This window comes from Magnetococcales bacterium (assembly GCA_015232395.1).
GTDB lineage: Bacteria > Pseudomonadota > Magnetococcia > Magnetococcales > JADFZT01 > JADFZT01.
On record JADFZT010000056.1, the window covers coordinates 14,281 to 33,409 of the forward strand.

12 protein-coding genes are annotated in these 19,129 nt (G+C 54.9%); 7 read left to right on the top strand and 5 right to left on the bottom strand.

The window, feature by feature from the left end; translation table 11 throughout:
• Positions 1-93 precede the first annotated feature (93 nt).
• Positions 94-3,639, top strand: coding sequence for a transcription-repair coupling factor (gene mfd, locus HQL52_14450; protein MBF0370649.1), 3,546 nt, complete (start codon positions 94-96; stop codon positions 3,637-3,639).
• 85 nt (positions 3,640-3,724) lie between these two features.
• Here the strand turns inward: mfd and HQL52_14455 are convergent, their stop codons facing one another.
• Positions 3,725-5,101 carry an S-layer homology domain-containing protein gene (locus HQL52_14455; protein MBF0370650.1) on the bottom strand — a complete coding sequence of 459 codons (1,377 nt, stop codon included), beginning with the start codon at positions 5,099-5,101 and terminating at the stop codon, positions 3,725-3,727.
• Positions 5,102-5,623: 522 nt separating this feature from the next.
• Between HQL52_14455 and HQL52_14460 the strand changes: the two genes are divergently transcribed.
• From HQL52_14460 to HQL52_14480, 5 genes are all read left to right on the top strand, one after another.
• Positions 5,624-5,902 carry a hypothetical protein gene (locus HQL52_14460; protein ID MBF0370651.1) on the top strand — a complete coding sequence of 93 codons (279 nt, stop codon included), beginning with the start codon at positions 5,624-5,626 and terminating at the stop codon, positions 5,900-5,902.
• A gap of 92 nt (positions 5,903-5,994) precedes the next feature.
• Entirely contained in the window at positions 5,995-6,711 is a 717-nt protein-coding gene (locus HQL52_14465; protein MBF0370652.1) for a hypothetical protein, read from the top strand.
• Positions 6,708-7,796 carry a sulfotransferase gene (locus tag HQL52_14470; protein MBF0370653.1) on the top strand — a complete coding sequence of 363 codons (1,089 nt, stop codon included), beginning with the start codon at positions 6,708-6,710 and terminating at the stop codon, positions 7,794-7,796. The genes HQL52_14465 and HQL52_14470 overlap by 4 nt, the downstream gene beginning before the upstream one ends.
• Positions 7,797-7,832: 36 nt before the next feature.
• Positions 7,833-9,287, top strand: a complete 1,455-nt coding sequence (locus tag HQL52_14475; GenBank protein MBF0370654.1) for a hypothetical protein — start codon at positions 7,833-7,835, stop codon at positions 9,285-9,287.
• Positions 9,288-9,609: 322 nt separating this feature from the next.
• Entirely contained in the window at positions 9,610-12,159 is a 2,550-nt protein-coding gene (locus tag HQL52_14480) for a tetratricopeptide repeat protein (protein ID MBF0370655.1), read from the top strand.
• A gap of 197 nt (positions 12,160-12,356) precedes the next feature.
• Here HQL52_14480 and HQL52_14485 read toward each other — a convergent pair whose 3' ends face one another.
• From HQL52_14485 to HQL52_14500, 4 genes are all read right to left on the bottom strand, one after another.
• Entirely contained in the window at positions 12,357-14,519 is a 2,163-nt protein-coding gene (locus HQL52_14485) for a cytochrome c3 family protein (protein MBF0370656.1), read from the bottom strand.
• Position 14,520: 1 nt separating this feature from the next.
• Positions 14,521-15,150: a cytochrome b/b6 domain-containing protein gene (locus HQL52_14490; protein MBF0370657.1), complete on the bottom strand. Its 630-nt coding sequence runs from the start codon at positions 15,148-15,150 to the stop codon at positions 14,521-14,523.
• Entirely contained in the window at positions 15,147-16,076 is a 930-nt protein-coding gene (locus tag HQL52_14495; GenBank protein MBF0370658.1) for a cytochrome c3 family protein, read from the bottom strand. Before HQL52_14495 ends, HQL52_14490 begins: the two co-directional genes overlap by 4 nt.
• A gap of 95 nt (positions 16,077-16,171) precedes the next feature.
• A complete protein-coding gene (locus HQL52_14500; protein ID MBF0370659.1) occupies positions 16,172-17,110 on the bottom strand; it encodes an ankyrin repeat domain-containing protein in 939 nt (312 codons plus the stop codon).
• A 478-nt stretch (positions 17,111-17,588) separates the two neighbouring features.
• On the opposite strand from HQL52_14500, the gene HQL52_14505 reads away from it, so the two are divergent.
• Positions 17,589-18,974, top strand: coding sequence for a sigma 54-interacting transcriptional regulator (locus tag HQL52_14505; protein MBF0370660.1), 1,386 nt, complete (start codon positions 17,589-17,591; stop codon positions 18,972-18,974).
• Positions 18,975-19,129: the final 155 nt, after the last annotated feature.

The window sequence follows — 19,129 nt, forward strand, 5'->3', positions numbered from 1 at the left end:
CGTCTCTCAGGCGAATAAAGATTACTCTTTTCTGGTGCAGCACAGGCCCATTACCCCTCAGACGATCGAACCTCTCCGGATATTTTCTTCACCATGACCCAGTCACACCCAGGTAACACATTTTTTGCCCAGTTGCAGCCCCATCTTGAACGTACTGGTGCGCCCTATACCCAAATCGGGGCACTGCCGGAGGGGGGGATCTCCTGGTTTATTGCGCAGTTGGCCGCTGAACGTTCGGCACCGGTGGTTCTGGTAACAGATCGCCCCTCCCGAGCGGAAGCACTCCATCGGGAGCTGATGTTTTTAACCAGCGGTGAGGCCCGTCCGCCATCGATGCTGCCTTTTCCCGCCTGGGAGGTGCTCCCCTTTGAAGGGCTCTCCCCCTTTGGTCCACTGGTGGCGGAGCGGTTGGCGACTCTCTTTCGCTTGACTCAGATGAGTGGTCTGGGGCCGGTGTTGGCCGGGGATGAATCGGGCCACACCCGGGGAATTGTGATCACCACCCCAGCCGCACTCATGCAGCGGGTGATGCCCCGGGAGGTGTTGGCTCATCACGGCTTTGCCATCCGGGTGGGAGATCAACTGGACCTGCCCCAATTTCGGAAATTTCTCGCGGTCTCCGGCTATCACCCGGCGACCCAGGTGGCGGAGCCGGGAGAGTTTGCGGTGAGAGGGGGGATTGTCGATTTTTTTCCACCCGGTGGCGAGGAGCCGGTGCGCATTGAGCTGTTTGGCGACGAAGTGGAAACTCTGCGCCATTTCGACCCCATGACCCAGCGCTCCACCGATGCCATTCCCCGGATTCAAGCCCTGCCCATGTGCGAGGTAATCCTGAACGAGGAGACCATCCGCACCTTTCGTAAAAATTTTCGCGCCGCCTTCGGGGGCAATGCCGCAGAAGATCCTATCTATAAATCCATCTCCCAGGGGGAGAGCTTTCAGGGGATGGAGCATTTTCTCTCTCTCTTTCACGATGGGCTGGAGACTGTTTTTGACTATCTGCCGGAAGGATCCCTGTTTTTATTGGAAGCCAACGCCCTGGAAGCCGGGGTACGCCATGGGGGGGAGATCGCCGAGCGGGCAGGCCACGTGGGGGAAAACGAAACCGGCAACCGTCACTTGCCCCCAGATGCCCTCTATCTCTCTGGAGATGAGTTGAGCGCGTGTTTGAATCGCTTTTCGGTATTGTTGCAAGGTCCGGAAAAGGAGGTGGGGGATCTGGCTGCCGGATTCCTGCCCTTGCCGACATTTCGGGAAGCCGCCACCGATGAACAGAGCGAGGTGGTCGCCCGTGGGGTGCGCTATCTGGATGGCTTGAGAAATGCCGGGGTGAGGATTGGGGTCGCTGCACGCACTGTGGGGCAGCGGGAGCTTTTGCGGGATCTGCTGAAGGACCATAAAACCCACGCCGACGACACCCCCTCCTGGAAAGAGATCGCCCAGGCTTCCCCCGGCACCCTGGGGCTGGCGGTGGGGGATCTTGCCGGGGGATTTTATCACCCGGGCCAAAAGATTGCGTTGATTCCGGAAGGGGCCTTTCTCGGCAACCGGGTGCGCTCACGGGAGATGGACCGCCGGCAGTTGGATCAGCTGATTGCCTCCTTTGCAGATCTCAAGGAGGGCAACCTGGTGGTTCATGCCGATCATGGCGTCGGTCGCTATGGGGGGCTCCACACCCTGGATGTGGGGGCGCTGAAGAATGACTTTTTGCTGGTGAGCTATGCCGGGGAGGATAAGCTCTACGTGCCGGTGGAAACCCTGGACCGGGTGAGTAAATATACCGGTGGGGAAGGGGCGGTGCTGGATAAGCTGGGGGGCCCCCGGTGGAAGCGGACCAAACAGAAAGCCCGGAAAAAAATTCTCGAAATGGCCGATGAGCTGGTACGGCTGCAAGCAGAACGGGAGGCGCGCAAGGGGTTCGCCTTTGCCGGTCCAGATCCCCTCTATCAGGAGTTTGCTGCGGCATTTCCCTTTGAGGAGACCCCCGACCAGTCCCAGGCGATCCAGACCGTGCTGGAAGATATGGCCTCCCCCCGGCCCATGGATCGGCTGGTGTGCGGGGATGTAGGCTTCGGCAAAACCGAGGTGGCGCTGCGGGCGGCCTTCCGAGCGGTGATGGATGGTAAGCAGGTGGCGATTTTGGCCCCCACCACCATTCTGGCCCAGCAACATTATGAAACCTTTGCCCGCCGCTTGGTCAACTATCCGGTCCGGGTAGCCTCTCTCTCCCGTTTTCGTTCCACGGTAGAGCTGCGAAAATCGATCACGGCACTGGCCCAAGGTCAGGTGGATGTGGTGATCGGTACTCATCGCTTGCTGCAAAAGGATGTGATTTTTAAAGATTTGGGGCTGCTGATCGTCGATGAGGAGCAGCGCTTTGGGGTGACCCATAAGGAAAAAATCAAAACCCTGCGTTCGACGGTGGACATTCTCACCCTCACCGCCACCCCCATTCCCCGCACCATGCACATGGCCATGGCCGGAGTACGGGATATCTCCATCATCGCCACCCCCCCTGTGGATCGATTGGCGATTCGCACCATGGTGACCCACTATCGGCCAGAGCGGGTGCGGGAGGCGATTCTCAGGGAGGTCTATCGGGGGGGGCAGGTGTTTTATCTCTATAACCAAGTGCGGGATATCGACGCCTTCGCCTCCAAGTTGGCCAAGCTCGTTCCCGAAGCCAAGGTGGGGGTGGCCCACGGCCAGATGCGGGAAAACCGCCTGGAGCGGGTGATGCTTTCGTTCTATCGCCAGGAGTTTAACGTCCTGGTATGCTCCACCATCATCGAAAACGGCGTGGATATCCCTTCCGCCAACACCATCCTGATTCACCGGGCGGATAAGTTTGGCTTGGCTCAGCTCCATCAGCTACGGGGCAGGGTCGGGCGCTCCGGGCGTCGGGCTTATGCCTATCTGCTGATTCCCCATCGGGAGCGGCTCAGCCGGGATGCCGCCAGGCGTTTGGAGGCCATCGAAACCCTGGGGGATCTGGGGGCGGGATTTTTGCTGGCCACCCACGATCTGGAAATTCGCGGGGCGGGAAATATTTTGGGCGATGAGCAGTCCGGGCAGATCAAGGAGGTGGGGTTTGAGCTCTATAACCAGATGCTCAATCAAGCCATCCGGGCGCTGAAGGGAGAGATTTCCCAAAAAGAGTCAGATCAGGAGATCCCAGAGGAAGAGGAGATTGTACCAACGATCAATCTTTCCCTCTCGACCTTTATCCCCGAGGATTATGTCCCCGATGTTCACCAGCGCCTTTCCCTCTACAAGCGGATGGCGGGATTGAAGGGGTTGGAGGAGATCCGGCAGATGGGGGCGGAGTTGGTGGATCGCTTTTCCAAGCCCCCCCAATCGGTGACCAATCTATTGATGGTCATGCGCTTCAAGTTTTTCTGCCGGGAACTCAAAATCACCAAGCTCGAAGCGGGGCCAAAAGGGGGCGCGATCCAGTTCCACCCGGAGCCCAACATCGACCCCGGGGTGCTCTTTCAGTTGATTCAAAAAGGGGCGGGCAAACACCGCTTCAACCAGGAAACCCGCACCCTGGGACTGCGAGAGCGGGATTGGGGTGAGCCGGAAAAGCGTCTGGCCGAGCTGGAAGCGGTGATCAAGGAGCTGAAAGGGAAGAAATAACCGGGCAGGTGATGCTGTTTTCAGCATGAGGCTGTTTACGACAAACATGCAAACAGCCTCATGCCCAGCTGGTTTCAGTCCAAATTCAAGGGGTGATTCTGGTTGCAGTGCCGGTGCCATCCGCCCCTTCAACACTGAGTGTTGCCGTGTCGCCGGAAACGGTCAACGTGGCTGCACCGGTCAGATGGGAAAGCCCCCACTCACCGTTGGTGTCTGTCAGTATATTGGGTGAAAGAAGGCCTGACGTTTCATTCCAGGTATAGGTGCCTACCTCCATGCCATCCTGACCGCTGGGATCATCCACAGAGTCGCCATCTTGGACGTGGATTACGTTGGTCTCATCCAAAAACAGCAGGAAAGTGGCGTTGTCGGCTTCTCCGGCAGTGCCCATCAGCCAGCCTCCCACCAGCGTGTTTGAATCATCCGTGATACGAGAGCCCGAGCTTGTGCCGTCGGCGCCTGCCACACTCAGGGTCAATGTATCCCCTGAAACAGAAATCGAAGCCGTACCCGTCAGATGAGAAAGCCCCCACTCGCCGTTGGTGTCGGTGATCACATTGACTGTGAGAACACCGCTGGATTCCTCCCAGCCATAGGTTCCCACTTCCATGCCATCCTGGCCGCTGGGATCATCAATTGAGTCGCCATCCTGGACCAGCATAAAGTGGGAATCATCCATGAATGTCAGAACAGTCACGCCATCTGCGACCCCTGGGGTACCCAATGTCCAACTACCCACCAGAGAGGCTTCAGAGCCGTCAGAGATGTTGTCATCCGTATCATCCGACGCCCCCAACTCAAAGGTTTGCACCAGAAAGACCGCCATCTCCGCCCGGTTGATGGTCAGGCTCGGACAGAAATAACCCTCTCCTTCACACTCTCGGCCAGGCTCGATGGTGCCATCAAGATATCCATCGTTTGCCAGTGTTTCGATGTAGGCCCCGGCCCAGTAGTCGGAGGAGATGTCGCCATAGACCGTGCCGGTAGCGGCGGAGGGAACATAGTCGGTACCATATTTGGCTCTCACCAAAAAGATGGCCATCTCTGCCCGGGTGATCTCCCGGCTGGGGCAATAGTTGCTGGCGTCACAGCCGCTGGTGATGCCCAGATCGGCAAACTTTTCGACATAGCTGCCAGCCCAATAGCTGCTGGAAACATCCTCAAAGACTGTTCCGGTGCCGGTGGGTGGGGCATAGTCCGATCCATACATCGCCCGCAGCAGAAAGATAGCCATCTCCGAGCGTTGCAGGGTGTTGTCCGGGCAATAGTTTTCCGAGTCACAGCCACTGGTGATCGAGGTGCTGGCCAAGGTGCCGATATCGTCGTAGGCCCAGTGGTCGCTGGTTACATCTGTAAAGGCTGACCCTTGGCCGGGAAGCATCACCAGAAAGGTGGTCATGATCAGGATGAAACGAAGGGAAAGAGTGGGTGGAGAAATGCCAGAAAGCCTATTTTGATTCATGTGTTTTACCTTGCACTTGAATTGTTTTTATTGGGAGTTTTTTTGTTTATGACGCTTTGTATTCCCATTCTTGGCAAGGTGTCAAGTAGTAAAAAAAATGATACTGGCATTGCGTTCAAGTCATTGCCATCGGATTAAACGTGAATGATATCTCGTTGGATTGTATTTATTTTATTGCCGATTGCAGGTTATTCCAGCAGTGATTTCAGTCTATAAAAAAAACGCCTGGGACCGTGATAGGGCCGGTCCCGGGCGTTGGCATTACCGATCATGGTGGAAAAATGGTTTTCCTTTCTTCATTTTAGTCCTGTCCAAAGAATCAAAGTTCCGGCCCTGGAAAGAAAGGGTCAAATTGGCCTGATAATCATCACGCCAGGAGATACAATGAACCGCCAATGGGTCTGGCATCGAAGGATCGGTGTGTGGGAAAATTTAGGCTTCTATCTTGCAAGAAAAAACAGTCGGCGTTATCCCCCGGAGAGCGCATCCAACCATCCACTATCTTTTCCTGGATCACAGGCCATGATTTTCGATTTTCGACAGTTGACCGCTAAGCTTGTCCTTTTGATGGGGGGCGTCGCCTGTTTCACTTGGGCCTCCCCCGCTTATGCCTATGTGGGGCCGGGAGCCGGGCTCGGGATGGTGGGGAGCCTGGTTGCGGTGGTGGTGGCAGTTGTGCTCGGGGTAGTGGGATTTGTCCTCTATCCGATCCGGCTCATCATGAAAAAAAGAAAGCAGGCCTCCGAAAATCAGGCCAAGGAAGCCTCGGCGGTGGATCCGGAATCTGATCAAAAAGAGTAAACGCCCAAAACACACCTGATCTTGAGCGGGTCATAACGATCTCTTGACTCCCCAGCCGGTTGGCTGACAGCGACCTTTTTCGACCTCATCCCATGATGCCACTCTACATCATCACCATCCTGACAGGGCTGCTCCTGGGCTGGCTGTTCATGGTCATCTGGCGAAAAGTGCTGCCAACTGGTATGAGCCGGGCTTTTTGGAGCTATCTGGCCACCGCCTCCCGGGAGCTTTTGACCCAGGTGGATGCCGATGAGTTTCCGCGCCTCTATTGGAACCTGGTGGTGCGAACCTTTCGCTATTCTGGGCGCAATATGCTGGCGGTGGGGTTGGGGGTGATGCCAACCCTTTGGGTGCTCTTTTTCGCCATGCCAACCGCTCTGGAGCGCTACCATGCCCAGGCCCCCTGGTTGGAACTCTATCCTTCCGGTTCGGCCCGGCTGCTGGTGGATGGCGCGGTTATTTCCCCTGGGGAATCCGGAGAGGGTGCCCGCTATCGCCTTGATGAAAACCAGGTCCGGGGCGTTCTCCAATTGGATAAAATATCCCTCAACCTCGACCCTCTGGCCCAGCGATACGCTCTTTGCCGCACCACCCTGGATTGCCTGCTTTTCATGGGGCTCGATTTTTCGGTGAGGGATCTCTCCCCATCGGTTCTTCCTGAAGAAAGCCTCTCCTATGTCGTGGTGCGCCCCTCCCATGGGGATGACAATCTGTTGTGGCCTTTTTTGAGTGACCTGGAATTTCTGTTTTTCCTGAGCCTCATTTTGGCCACCATGGGGAGCTATTTTTTCCAACGGAAAAGTGCGTGAAGCTGACCCCCTTCGATTATGGTTTGGCCCGCTTCAGCCACACCCTGGCAGCCCCCTTGCGCAACATGGGGGAAGCTGAATCACTCTTCCTGGAAAAAAAGCTGGCTGACCTCACCATCGATCGACCGATCTTCATCACCGGTCTGGCCCGCTCTGGCACCACCATTTTATTGTCGATTTTAAGTTCGATCCCGGGTGTGGCGACCCATCGCTACCGGGATTTTCCCTTTTTGATGACCCCCTATTTTTGGAACCGGCTGCAGAATTTATTCAGCCGTGAAGAACAGCCGGTAGAGCGGCCCCATCAGGATCGGATCCGCATCACCCGGGAGAGTCCGGATGCCTTTGAAGAGCCCCTCTGGCACCATTTTTTTCCCCATCTCCACGATCCAGGAAAAAACCATCTCCTGGATGCCAGCCAGGAGAGCCCGGAGTTTGAGCGGTTTTTTGTCGATCACCTCAAAAAAATAGTCCTGATTCGAGGTGGGCAACGCTACCTCTCCAAGGGAAACTATAACCTGACCCGAATCGCCTATCTGGCCAAGCTCTTTCCTGATGCCCGGTTTTTGGTGCCTGTCAGGGATCCCGTGAGCCATGTCCACTCCCTGGTGCGCCAGCATTGCTTGTTTGAGGGGTATGCCCAGAGTGACCCCCGGGTGCCCCACTATCTGGAAGCGGCGGGTCATTTTGAGTTTGGCCCCCAGCGGGTTCCCATCCATCTTTCCCGGAGTCGAACGAATGATATCTTGGGGGCTTGGCAGGGTGGAGATGACTATCGGGGCTACGCTATGCTGTGGGCGGATCTCTACGGCTATCTGGATGATCTCATGGCCCGGGAGGAGAGCTTGGCCCATCAAATTCGATTGGTTCGGTTTGAACAGCTTTGCCAGGATCCCGGGGGTGAGATGCAGAAAAATTTGGCTTTTGCCGAGTTGGAAGGCAAGGGGGCGGCGTACGCCAAAAGTGTCGCTGCCATCAGTCCACCCCCTCCAGGGACCCTTTCCGCCGTCACTGATCGGGAGAGAGAAATGATTTGGCAGGAGACAGGGGTGGTGGCGGCCAAACTGGGCTATCATCCGCTATAATGGACCGTTAGCCCCTGGGATCGATCTTGAGCGTTTATGCCTCTTGAGGGAAACACCCCTGAATTATCAACCATCACCATCCAGCCTGTGGCCAAGCCTACCATGATCCGTTTCCTGAAAGAAAATTACGACCGTCTGCTCTTTTTTTTCGCCCTTCTGTTTATGGCTTTTGGCTATGGGGTGGCGACGGTCACCTTTGAAATTTTTCCCTATTCGGTATTGAAAGCCGCCCGGGCGAGTTTGGAGGCGGTACAGAGCATCACCATCGATGTCAAACCGGAAATCGCGGTTCGTTTTGATCTGCCCGAGACGGAAGGCTATACCCGGCCGACGGTGAGCAGCTTTTCCAAAAAGCAGGGGCAGGAGCTGATTTTGGTGGGGGCGGTCACCTTTGGCCAGCTGCCGGAGCACTGCCCGGAATATGGCTGCATCGCCTGGCTGATGGATCGTGATGGGGAGATCAAATATACCTGGAAATACAGCCCGGAGCTGTGGGCGGATGTGACCAAAATCAGCGGCTCTTTTTTGGGGGATAATTTTTATCCCATCGCTTTCCACCTGTTTGATAACGGTGATCTGCTGGTGAGCTTCCAGGGCAAGGATTCCTGGCCCTATGGGGTGGGGATGGCCCGCTTTGATAAACATTCAAAGCTGCTCTGGAAGCAGGAAATTCTCACCCACCACTGGTTTTCAGTGGATGCTGCCGGCCGTATCCATACCCCCTCATTTGAAATTGTCGAAAGCCCTGTTGCCATCGGTAAAACCTCTACCGATATTGAGTGCGAACAGGTGCGCTTTTCCATCTCCACCATCAAAATTTTGGGGCCTGACGGGGAGATCGAAGAGGAGATTCCCATACTCGATGCCTTTGCTGACTCCGGTTATGAGGGGGTGCTGTTTTCCCCCGGAGAAAACCTCCTGGAAGTGCATAGCTGCGACCCCTTTCATCTGAACGATGTCCGGCTTCTGCCCCCGGAAATGGCCGACAACTATCCGGGGCTTGAAGCCGGAGATCTGCTCCTCTCCCTGCGTTCCATCAATGGGGTGGCGGTCTACTCCCCCAAGCATCAAAAAATGCAGTGGGTCTCGGTAGGCACCACCATCAAGCAGCACGCCCCCCGCTTTGATGGCGAGGGAGGGATCTATATTTTCGATAATCTGGGAGGGGACAAGGAGATCGCCAAAGGGACGCGGATTGTCCGTCTGGATCTGGAAAGCCGAGTGCAAAAAACCATCTTTCCCCGCCCGGGGGTCACCCTGCCGGGCAAAGGCCGAGGCCATGCAGCCCACAGCGGCCACATTGAGCTGAGCCGGGATGGCAAGCGCCTGCTGGCAGCATATACAGGCCAGGGGGTGCTCTGGGAGATCGATATCGAGAGCGCTGAAGTGCTCTGGGAATTCATCAACACCCACCCCTTCCAGGATCGCGCTTCCAGGCTGTCGATCTATACCGCCAAATATGTCTATCCAGAGCAATTTCCCTTCAGGTAGAATTGGTGATGGAAAAGAGGGAAGGTCTTCTGATTTGGGAATAGTCGTTCAGGGGAAGTTGTCAAAACAATGCTGAAAACAGTACAGGGACCACTCTTGAGGGTTTGGCTGGTTGTCGGCTTCGGTGTGTTGAGCCTGCTCTCCGGATGTGCCTTGCCGCTTCCCTGCGGAGCCCCAGGCAATCAAGCTGGCGTCAAATGTTGGACGGGGATGATGCGGGATGATTTTTTTTCACCCTTTGAGCAGGAAACCGACAGCCAGGTGATCTTTCAGAGGGTCTGTCGGGAGATGCAGGTGGAAGCTGAAACCGCCTGCAACCAGTATGGCCTGTCAGCCCGCTTCCGGGTCTTTCCAAAGTCGATATTCCAACCATGCGATTGTTTTTTGGAACCAATGTGGTCACGCCCAGAAATTCCAAGATGCGATATTGAATTTCGATGTATCCTTCCGACTAAAGATTGAATTTATCGCCATGAATTTTTCAAATATGCTAAAACGCGGCTTGAAACACCACCAAGCAGGCCAACTGCAGCAGGCTGAAGCCATTTATCGGCAAATGTTGAGCGTTAATCCGGATCATGCAGATGCCAATCATTTTTTGGGGGTTTTGGCGAGTCAGGTGGGGCGTCATGAATTGGCAGTTCCTTTGATTCGGAAAGCGCTTCAGTTTAGACCTGCCTTTCCCCAAGCTCATTTCAATCTAGGCCAAGCCTTGAAGGAGAGCGGTAAACTGGCTGAAGCTATTGGCAGCTATGAAAAAGCCTTGAGCCTCCAGCCAAATTTCCCTGAGGCTTTCAGCAATTTGGGCTGTGTACATGAGAAAATTGGCAACTTGGATGAAGCTATTCTCTGTCATCAGAAAGCCTTGCAGCTCAGGCCAGATTATGTTGAAGGACATTGCAATCTTGGGAATACCCTGAAGGCCCAGGGGAAATTGAAAGAAGCCGTTGTCAGCTATCGGACGGCCCTGGGTTTGAAACCTGCTTTTTTCATGGCTCATAACAACCTGGGCCAGATTTTGATGGCGTTGGGGGCGCTGGAAGAGGCCGTTGGCCATTTCAAACAAGCTCTGGCGCTCAATCCCGATCTTCCGGAATCACTTGGAAATCTGGGAAACGTTCTTCAAAAACAGGGAAAATATGATGAGGCTGTAGCCCATTACCATCAAGCCATTGCCATCAGAGCTGATATTCCAGAAATATTTAACAATCTTGGCAATGCACTGTGTGAACAGGGAATGCAGGCGGCAGCTATTTCAAATTATCAAAAAGCGCTAAAACTCAAACCAAATTATCCCGAAGCATATAATAATCTGGGCAGTGCATTGCAAGCTGTAGATAAACTGGATGAGGCCATTGCCAATTATCAAAAAGCCTTGGCACTCAAACCTGACTTTTCTGACGCATTGGGTAACTTGGGGGTGGCTTTGCATCAGCAGGGGAGTTGGAAGGAGGCCTTTGACTGTTACAGGCAGGCCTATACCTTGAATCCTACACCAGGGCTTGAGGTCAGCTTGGCAACCCTGCTGCCTCCTATCCCGGCCTCTTCAGAGGAGATCACCAAGGCGCGGGATCGGTTGATTCGGAAAGTCCATGACCTTCAGGGGAAAGAGATTTCCATAAGTGATCCATACAAAGAGGTGAGGCTGCCCAATTTTTATCTCGCCTATCATGGTCTGAATGATCGGGAGATTCAAAAAGAGCTGGCAAAATTTTACCTGAAGGCCTGCCCATCACTGGCTTGGACCAGCCCCCATGTATCCAAGTGGCGGCCTCCTTTGAAAAAGATCCGGATCGGATTTGTCTCCAACCATCTCCACGGCCACACCATTGGAAAATTAAATGAGGGGGTGATCGGCCTGCTAAACAGGGATCGTTTCGAGATATGTGTTTTTCGACTACCTAGGCAGCAGGATGACATCTCCCAGCGAATCGACCAATCTGCCGACCATGTGATTTTTATTCCAAAACATTTGGAAATGGCACGCGAAATCATAGCAGAAGCCAAACCTGATATTCTTTTTTATCCGGATATCGGCATGGAGCTGTTCACCTATTTTTTGGCCTTTGCGCGTCTTGCCCCGATTCAGTGCACGACATGGGGTCATCCGGTGACGACAGGTATTCCCAATATGGATTATTTTATTTCATCCCGGGATTTGGAACCTGATCAAGCCAACGCACATTACACGGAACAGTTGGTCTTGATGAAATATCTTTCCAACTATTATCTGAGGCCGGAAATTCCCCATCATCAAGCCACCAGGAGTGACTTTGGGCTGCCAAAAGAGGGGGCGCTTTATGTTTGCCCCCAAAGCTTGTTCAAATTTCATCCAGATTATGACTTTCTTTTTGCAGAGTTGCTTCGAAAGGATTCCAATGGCTGGTTGGTTTTGATAGAGGGCAGTGTCGCTCACTGGACCCAGCTATTGAAACAGCGTTTGGTCAAAGCTATGCCTGATGTGGCGGATCGCATCCTTTTCCTGCCCAGATTGTCCTTTGAACGTTATATCCAATTGATACGCTTGGCGGACGTGATGCTGGATTTGACCAATTTTGGTGGTGGGAATACCTCTTATGAAGCTTTTGCGGTGAATACACCCATCGTGACGTGGCCTGGAGATTATCTGCGTGGCAGGATCACCCTGGCTTGTTATCGACGTATGGGTATTCTGGATCTGGTTGCCCAAGATGGACAGACCTATGTGGAGTTGGCGGTTCGCCTGACTCGGGATTCAGCCTGGCGGGAAAAGATCGTTTCCAGGATTCGCAAAAATTCTCCATTGCTTTTCAATAACATAGAAGCGGTCCGGGAGTTGGGAGTTTTTTTTGTTTCCGCAGTGGAAAATATTGGCGATACAAACGATATCTGATGTCGGTGGGTGATCCGTTGATTAACATGTCGCGGCCATTCATGGCAGCTGCTCCTCATCTGTCATATCCATTTATAATCTGATGATCTGCTTGATGTATCTTCTCAAAAAAAAGGCCCCCCTGGATGAGACGTTATTCCAAGAGGGCCAAAGGAGGTTGGGTTGCGGGATGACTCCCGGTTAATCAAGGTGAATCATTACTTGACATCTCCACCCAGCTCTCTGAGGTTTTGCAGATCCTGGATCCGCTCTTCGGGATAGCCCAGGGCCTCAAAGTCGAGGATACCATCGGCAGAGTGGCACTCTTCACACTGCCTGCCATCCTTTTCAATGCCGTGGTTGATCATCAGGGTACCCATCTGTCGCATCCAGTGGGTCTCGATGTTTTGCAGAGTACCGTCCTCTTTGATGGGATATTCGTTGGACCACTCATCCACGCCAAAGTAGTTCATGAATTCATCCATCATGTAGGCCTTGAAGGGGGCCTCGTACATCCGCTTGACGATGGGGTTCTGGATCGCCTCTTTCATCGATGCCTTGGGGTCTCCCGTCTCATAGTAGGTGGGATAGTCGAAGGGCAGAATCATCGCTCCGAAGGCCCCCTGGTTGGACATATCCTCAAACATGATGGCGTTGAAGATCTTGAAGGGATAGATCCTGGACTTGCCCTGATCCATCAAGGGGCGAATGTTGTCCTGGATCATCTGTTTGCGTTTGGCCAACATTTCCGGCGTGAGGGCCGACAGCGGATCGGTGGCCTCTTTGACATATTGATCCACATCCAGCTCCGGATAGTGCTCTTTGAGCTTCACCGCCGCCGCGCGGATTTCAGCCAAGGCTTCGGGATCGTCGATCTTCACCATCTGGTTCATCAGCGGGTCGTATCTGTCACCACCCAGGGGATTGTTGCCCAGGGCGTTGGCCAGGAAGGTGCCGTTGCCGTTGAACCAGAGAAACTTGAATCCCTTGTTCACCTCACCCGATTGGTAGACATCGACAAAGGTATAAGCCCCTTCCTCTTCGTTCCACACCGGGTGGACCCAATCCCTCAGCACCACGTTATCATCCCGCAGATGGGTGATGTGGCAGGTTTCGCACGCCAGGCGGTCGATATGGCCGTTCAGAATCGCCCGGTTTTCAGCCTTCACATGGGGGGCTGCAGTGTGGCAATTTTCGCACGCCACCTCTTGCCCGGGAATGTCGTTGGCCACCAGGTCCACTCCTTTGGTCCCCCGGGGAATCTTATGTCCGGTGGGGATGTGACAATCGGTGCAGGTGAGGCCAGCAGCTGCGTGGACATCGTTGTCGGCGGTGATGGAGTTACCCCGCTTGGAGCCCGGGTGCAGCAGACGCGGATGTTTGTAGCCCAAATTGTCCGGTGCTGAGCCTTCCGGCAGATCCTTTTCCAGATCCCCGCCCATGTTATGCTGATGGCAGCTCAAACAGGTTCGATTGTTGGGCTGACCCACGGTGAGGGCGGTTTTCAGGGTCCGATCCTGATTCCAGCGCATGCCCCCTTCATCCTCGATGACGTAGCGATAGTTCATGTCATAGTCCGGTGCATGGCAGATGAGGCAATCGACGCCATTTTTGACCTCTTTCGGGACATCTCCCATCGGCATCATTTTTTCAGTCGCCGGGTGGTAGCCGCCGCCGATGTGGCACTGACCACACCCTTCGCTGCGCAGTTCAATCTCTTCACCCCCCAGATGGTGGGGCTTGGTTTTGACCAGATCCGCCCAGCCGGTCCAGGAGAAGGAGCCGGGAACACCACAGGCGCGGTCGATCTTGCCCACCGGAATGGGGCGGGTGCCGGGAGCATTTACCTCGCGGCCATCATAGCCGTAGGTGGAAAAGCCGGAGGCGGTTTGTTGAAACTTGAAGTGAACGCTTTCGATGATATCGTCCAGGGTATTGACTGTTTTGACCTTGCCATCCGGACCGGCCACTTCCATGGTTTCATGGCATTGCAGACAGGTTTCCGGCCCCTTGTATTGACGGATTCCAGCTTTGCGGAAATAGTCAATGTGGGGATAGGGGGAGGCTGATATGAACGAACGGGTCTTCATCAGCATCTCCACCTTCACCCGCCGGGCAAAGGGGTCGGTCTCGCTATCGGTAATCTTGAGTGCCTGCTCCCGGCGATGTTGATGGGTCAGGGATTCGGCCAGGGCCTCGAACTCAGCTTCAGAAAGAACCTCACTGGAGTCATAGGTAAGGGGACGATTGACCACGCCGGTATAGCTTTCGAAGAAGAGAGGGTAACCCCAGTAGGCGAATATCACTCCCAAAAACGTGACCGTTGAGGCGGCGATAACCGTTTTCCCCCATTTGGTACGGCTGAAATTGGGCCTGTTCATCCTACTTCTCCTCGGGTTGAATGGTGGAACCAAACACCATTTTTTTAAACTCGCCGATGACCGTTTCACCGGCAGTAGCCAGATAGATGTGACCGATCAGAAAAATCATGAGAAAAAGACCGGTGATGTAGTGCAGAATCGCCAGGGGCCAAAGCCCGTCGAATCCAAGAAAGCTCTCCGGGGCATATTCCGGGAAGAAGAACAAAATACCCGTCACGATCAAGACCGGCATCGCCACGAACATCACCCCCAGATAGGTCAGCTGCTGCAAGGGGTTGAACTTGGAGCGGGCGGTTGCCGGAAACGGATGGTGGGCGTCCTGAAAGATGCCGACAGCATAAAAACGGGTCTGTTCGATCAGGCGTCCTATGAGCCCCTTCAACTCCGGAACATAATGCCGCCAGTTGCCGGAAAGAATGTTGCCCACAAACCAAGCCACATAACCCACAGCGAGCAGTATGCCGCAGCTGTTGTGGAGCAGCCGGGCGGTGTTGAAGGGAATCCAGGGAATGGCGCCGCTACCGGCAAACCGCATGGACATCCCTGAAAAGGTGAGGGCCAGGAAAAGCAGCGCATTGGTCCAGTGCCAGATGCGGATCCAAACCGGATAGAGTTGAATGTGTGTGTTCATTGTTTCCGCCTCCTGGCAGCAAGCCAGCGTCCGATACCGTGACCCATCACTCCCAGCAGGGTGAGCGCCAAGGCCGCAATTCCCGCCCCATCCAAAAAGCGGTGGCGGGTCATGCCGATGATGTAGGATTCGTTCATCACGATGCTGTTGATGAACCCCGCCTTTTGCCGTTCCTGGCTGACCCGATGCTGGTAGAGCTTGGTCAGGAGGAGGGAATCCTTGGTGTGGCAGGCGACACAATTTTTTTCCGCCCGGTCTGCCGTGAGGATCATATGGGAAGCGTCACTGCGATGGGTGGTATGGCACTCCACGCAACGGACTGATCGCCAGTGATGTTCTCTATTGGGCAGCCAGCTGTGGGCGACATCCAGATCGGCCAGGTCGGTAAAGTTGACCTGGGCTACGTGGGGTTTGTCGATCGTACCTGCACCGTGACAGGAGAGGCAGACCCTGTTGTGGTCGGCGACGATGTTGGATATCTTTTCGATCCGTTCCGCCCGTTGAAAGGCGTGGGGATCGTGACAGGAAAAGCAGTCGAAATTTTCCGGTTGGCGTTGGGCGTGCACGCTGCGATTGAACGACCGCTCGATCGCTTCGAACTGCTGGCGATCAAAGTTTTGGTTGGCGTCGTGGCACTCCAGACAGTGGAGAGATTCGAGCTTTGCTTGAGAGCCGTGGGGAATCTGCTTGAAACCGCTGCCGTGGCAGTCAAGGCACTCAAGTTGGCCGTGGTTGGAGGCAGCCATTTTTTTGGGGTCCACGGAGAGGTCCACCAGGCGACCGGTTTCCCGGTCCCGGTGGGCCAGGGTCTCCATGGCGTGACAGCGTAAACATTGATCGGATGGGTGAGGGGACTCATTGGCCCATGAAGGGCCTCCCCAGAAGAGGAGGCCCAGGACCAGAGCTGCTGTAAGCCTGGCGTTCATTGTGGATGGCGCCTTTCATCGCGCTTCTTGTATCCAGTGTCAGTCGTTTAGCCACGGTTCCACTCGCTTTGCGGGTTCATGGAGTCGTGCTCAGATCAGATGTCATGGCCCACCCGGCTGGGATCAACATAATCCCGGGCGGTCTTGCCCTCTTGATCTTGACGATCCAGGTCCGCTCCCCGGCTTACCAGCATTTTGAAGATCTCATGATGGTCGTTGCGGGCGGCAAACATCAGGGCGGTAGTGCCGTCTTCGTTGGTCTCGTTGGGATCGGCCCCGTGGTTCAGGATGGACTGTACCACATTGGTGTAGCCATTCTCAGCGGCCAGCAGGAGTGCTGTGCAGCCGCAGACGTGGCGGTAGTCCACCTTGGCACCGCTGTCGAGCAGGTTGGCGACGATATCCAGATGGCCACCTTGGGCTGCCCGCATGAGGGGGGTGTAGCCTTCGCGGTTTTGATGGTTGGGATCAGCCCCTTGCTCGAGGAGGACCGCGACCACTTCACCGAAGCCACGCTTGGCGGCATGAATCAGTGCGGTTTCGCCCTTCTTATCCATCAGGTCGGTGGCGGCACCGTTATCGATCAGTTTTTTGACCACCTCGGGATAGTTGTAGCGGGCGGCCAGCATCACCGCATCCTGGCCACTTTGGGTGGTGGCGCGGACGTTGGCGCCATTTTCGATCAGGGTGGTCACCTGATCACTCCGGCCCCACTGGGCGGCCAGCATCAGGGGGGTGAAGCCGTAGGGATCCTGGGCGTTGATATCGGCACCCGCTGCGATCAATCGATCCATCACCGCAGCTTGTCCCTCTTCTGCGGCCCACAGCAACGGTGTCCAGCCCACCCGACCCCGGGCATTGACTTGAGCGCCGGATTCCAGGAGGGCATCAACTTGTTTGATGTCGCCATTCATAGCCGCAACGGTGAGTTTTTCCCCAGTGGCTTCGGCAACGGTTTGGCTGGGGGTCATGTAAATCGCAACACCTGCGATGGTGAGCATGGTGGCGAGCACTTTGAGATGGGTGGCTTTCATGGCGTGTCCTCCTTGGTGTTGATTCCGGGGCTTGAATCTGGACCTCCCCGTTATCAGCTGTTTATAATATTCTTACCTTCTAAATAAGCATCTTCCGTGCCTATTCAACTCTTTCCCTGAATTTTTTTGAAATGCCCATTAAGCCTGGGTTGAGGAGGGCTGGAGGGGAACAAACCGGATCGGCTCTCTTGGTTTGTTTTAGCGGATGAAACAGTTTGTCCGGACAGTTTGTTTCATGGAACAATCTGTCTCACAAAAAGGTCTCTGTCAGGAGGGGGAAGGGTTTGCTCCGGGAAAGTCAGGTTGGGAGAGCCATCCAATACTGGCAGATGTTGTCTGGCGGATCACAGTACTTGATAGGATTATTGTGACATTTCAATCTGTTATCTTATAAACGAACGCCCAATCATTGGGTTTGGAATGATCTGGACCGCCCTCACAGGCGCTCTGAGGGTCTGTTCATTTTGGAGAATAACCGATGTCGAAGATGCCAACCTCAGCGGTAGGCGTAGCGTTGGAGTCCGGGGATTTTTTGCAGGATACCGCCGTAGGGGAAAAAATCGTCAACCTCCTTTTGGGACGGGTCGAGGAGGGGGTGGTGATTCTGGATACCCAATGGCGGGTCCGGGGGATGAATCTGGCTGCCCGGGAGCTTACCTTTTTGGGACCACTGGCGATGGGTCGCGTATTTGCCGGAGACCGGGAGGAGTGCCAGGAAAAACTCCGGACGGTTTTGAATCGAATCGCCCACACGGGGGTGGGGGAAGAGCTGATCGACTTGAGCTGCCGCAATAGTGGCAACGAGGCGTTGAAGATGGGCTTGGCAGCCATTCCCATCGGCGGCAGAGGCCAACCCTTCCAAGGGGTGGTACTGCTCTTTGCCGAAGGCACCCGTCTGGCTAATCTGACCGCCTCCCGACAGGCGGCTGGACGTTTTCACCGATTGATCGGCGGCAGTCCGGTGATGGGGGAGATTTATGCCCAGGTGGAAAACCTGGCCAACGTCGCTACCACCGTGCTGGTAACCGGTGAGAGCGGTACCGGTAAGGAGCTTGTGGCTGAAGCGCTGCACTTTCAGGGTCAGCGCAGCCATCGGCCACTGGTGCGGGTCAACTGTTCGGCTCTTTCGGAAACCCTGCTGGAGAGTGAGCTGTTTGGCCACGTCAAAGGGGCCTTCACCGGGGCGGTGCGGGATCGGATCGGGCGTTTCAAGCTGGCGGATGGGGGAACGCTCTTTTTGGATGAAATCGGTGAAATTTCCCTGCACATGCAGACCCGGCTTTTGCGCACCCTACAGGAGCGGGAGTTTGAGCCGGTGGGCTCCTCCAGAACAGTCAAGGTGGATGTGCGCATCGTGGCGGCCACCAATCGGGATCTGCGCAAGCGGATTAAGGAAGGGGCTTTTCGGGAGGATCTTTTTTATCGTCTGAACGTGGTGGAGGTGGCCATTCCCCCTTTGCGGCAGCGTCGGGATGATATTCCCCTGCTGATCAATCATTTCCTGCGTAAGTTTAACACCAAATATCAAAGCAACATCAGTGGGGTGGCTGATAGCGTGCTGGAAGTGTGCATGACCCACCCTTGGCCCGGAAATGTCCGGGAGTTGGAAAATGTCATTGAGCACGCCTTTGTCACCTGCCGACGGGCGGTGATCAAGATCAAGCACCTGCCCAAGGAGTTTCTCAAAGGTAAGATGCCCTGTGGGGATGCCCTGCCTCCCGTGGTGCAATCCTCCGATCCAGAGCGGGATACCATTTTGCGGGCGTTGGAAACGACCCATTGGAAAAAAAATCTGGCGGCAAAGCTATTGGGTATCAGCCGGAGTACGCTCTATCGGAAAATGGAGGTTTTCAAGATTCAGTAGGGCTTCTACCATGTGTGTTGAATATGGAGGGTTGTAGCGGGGCTGGCCTCTTGCCTCGATCAACCATGATATTGGACCGGTCACCTCTTCCGGTGTGAGGCCGAGATTTCCCACCCCATCATACCCCTTGCTCCAAACCACAAAGGCAACATTGT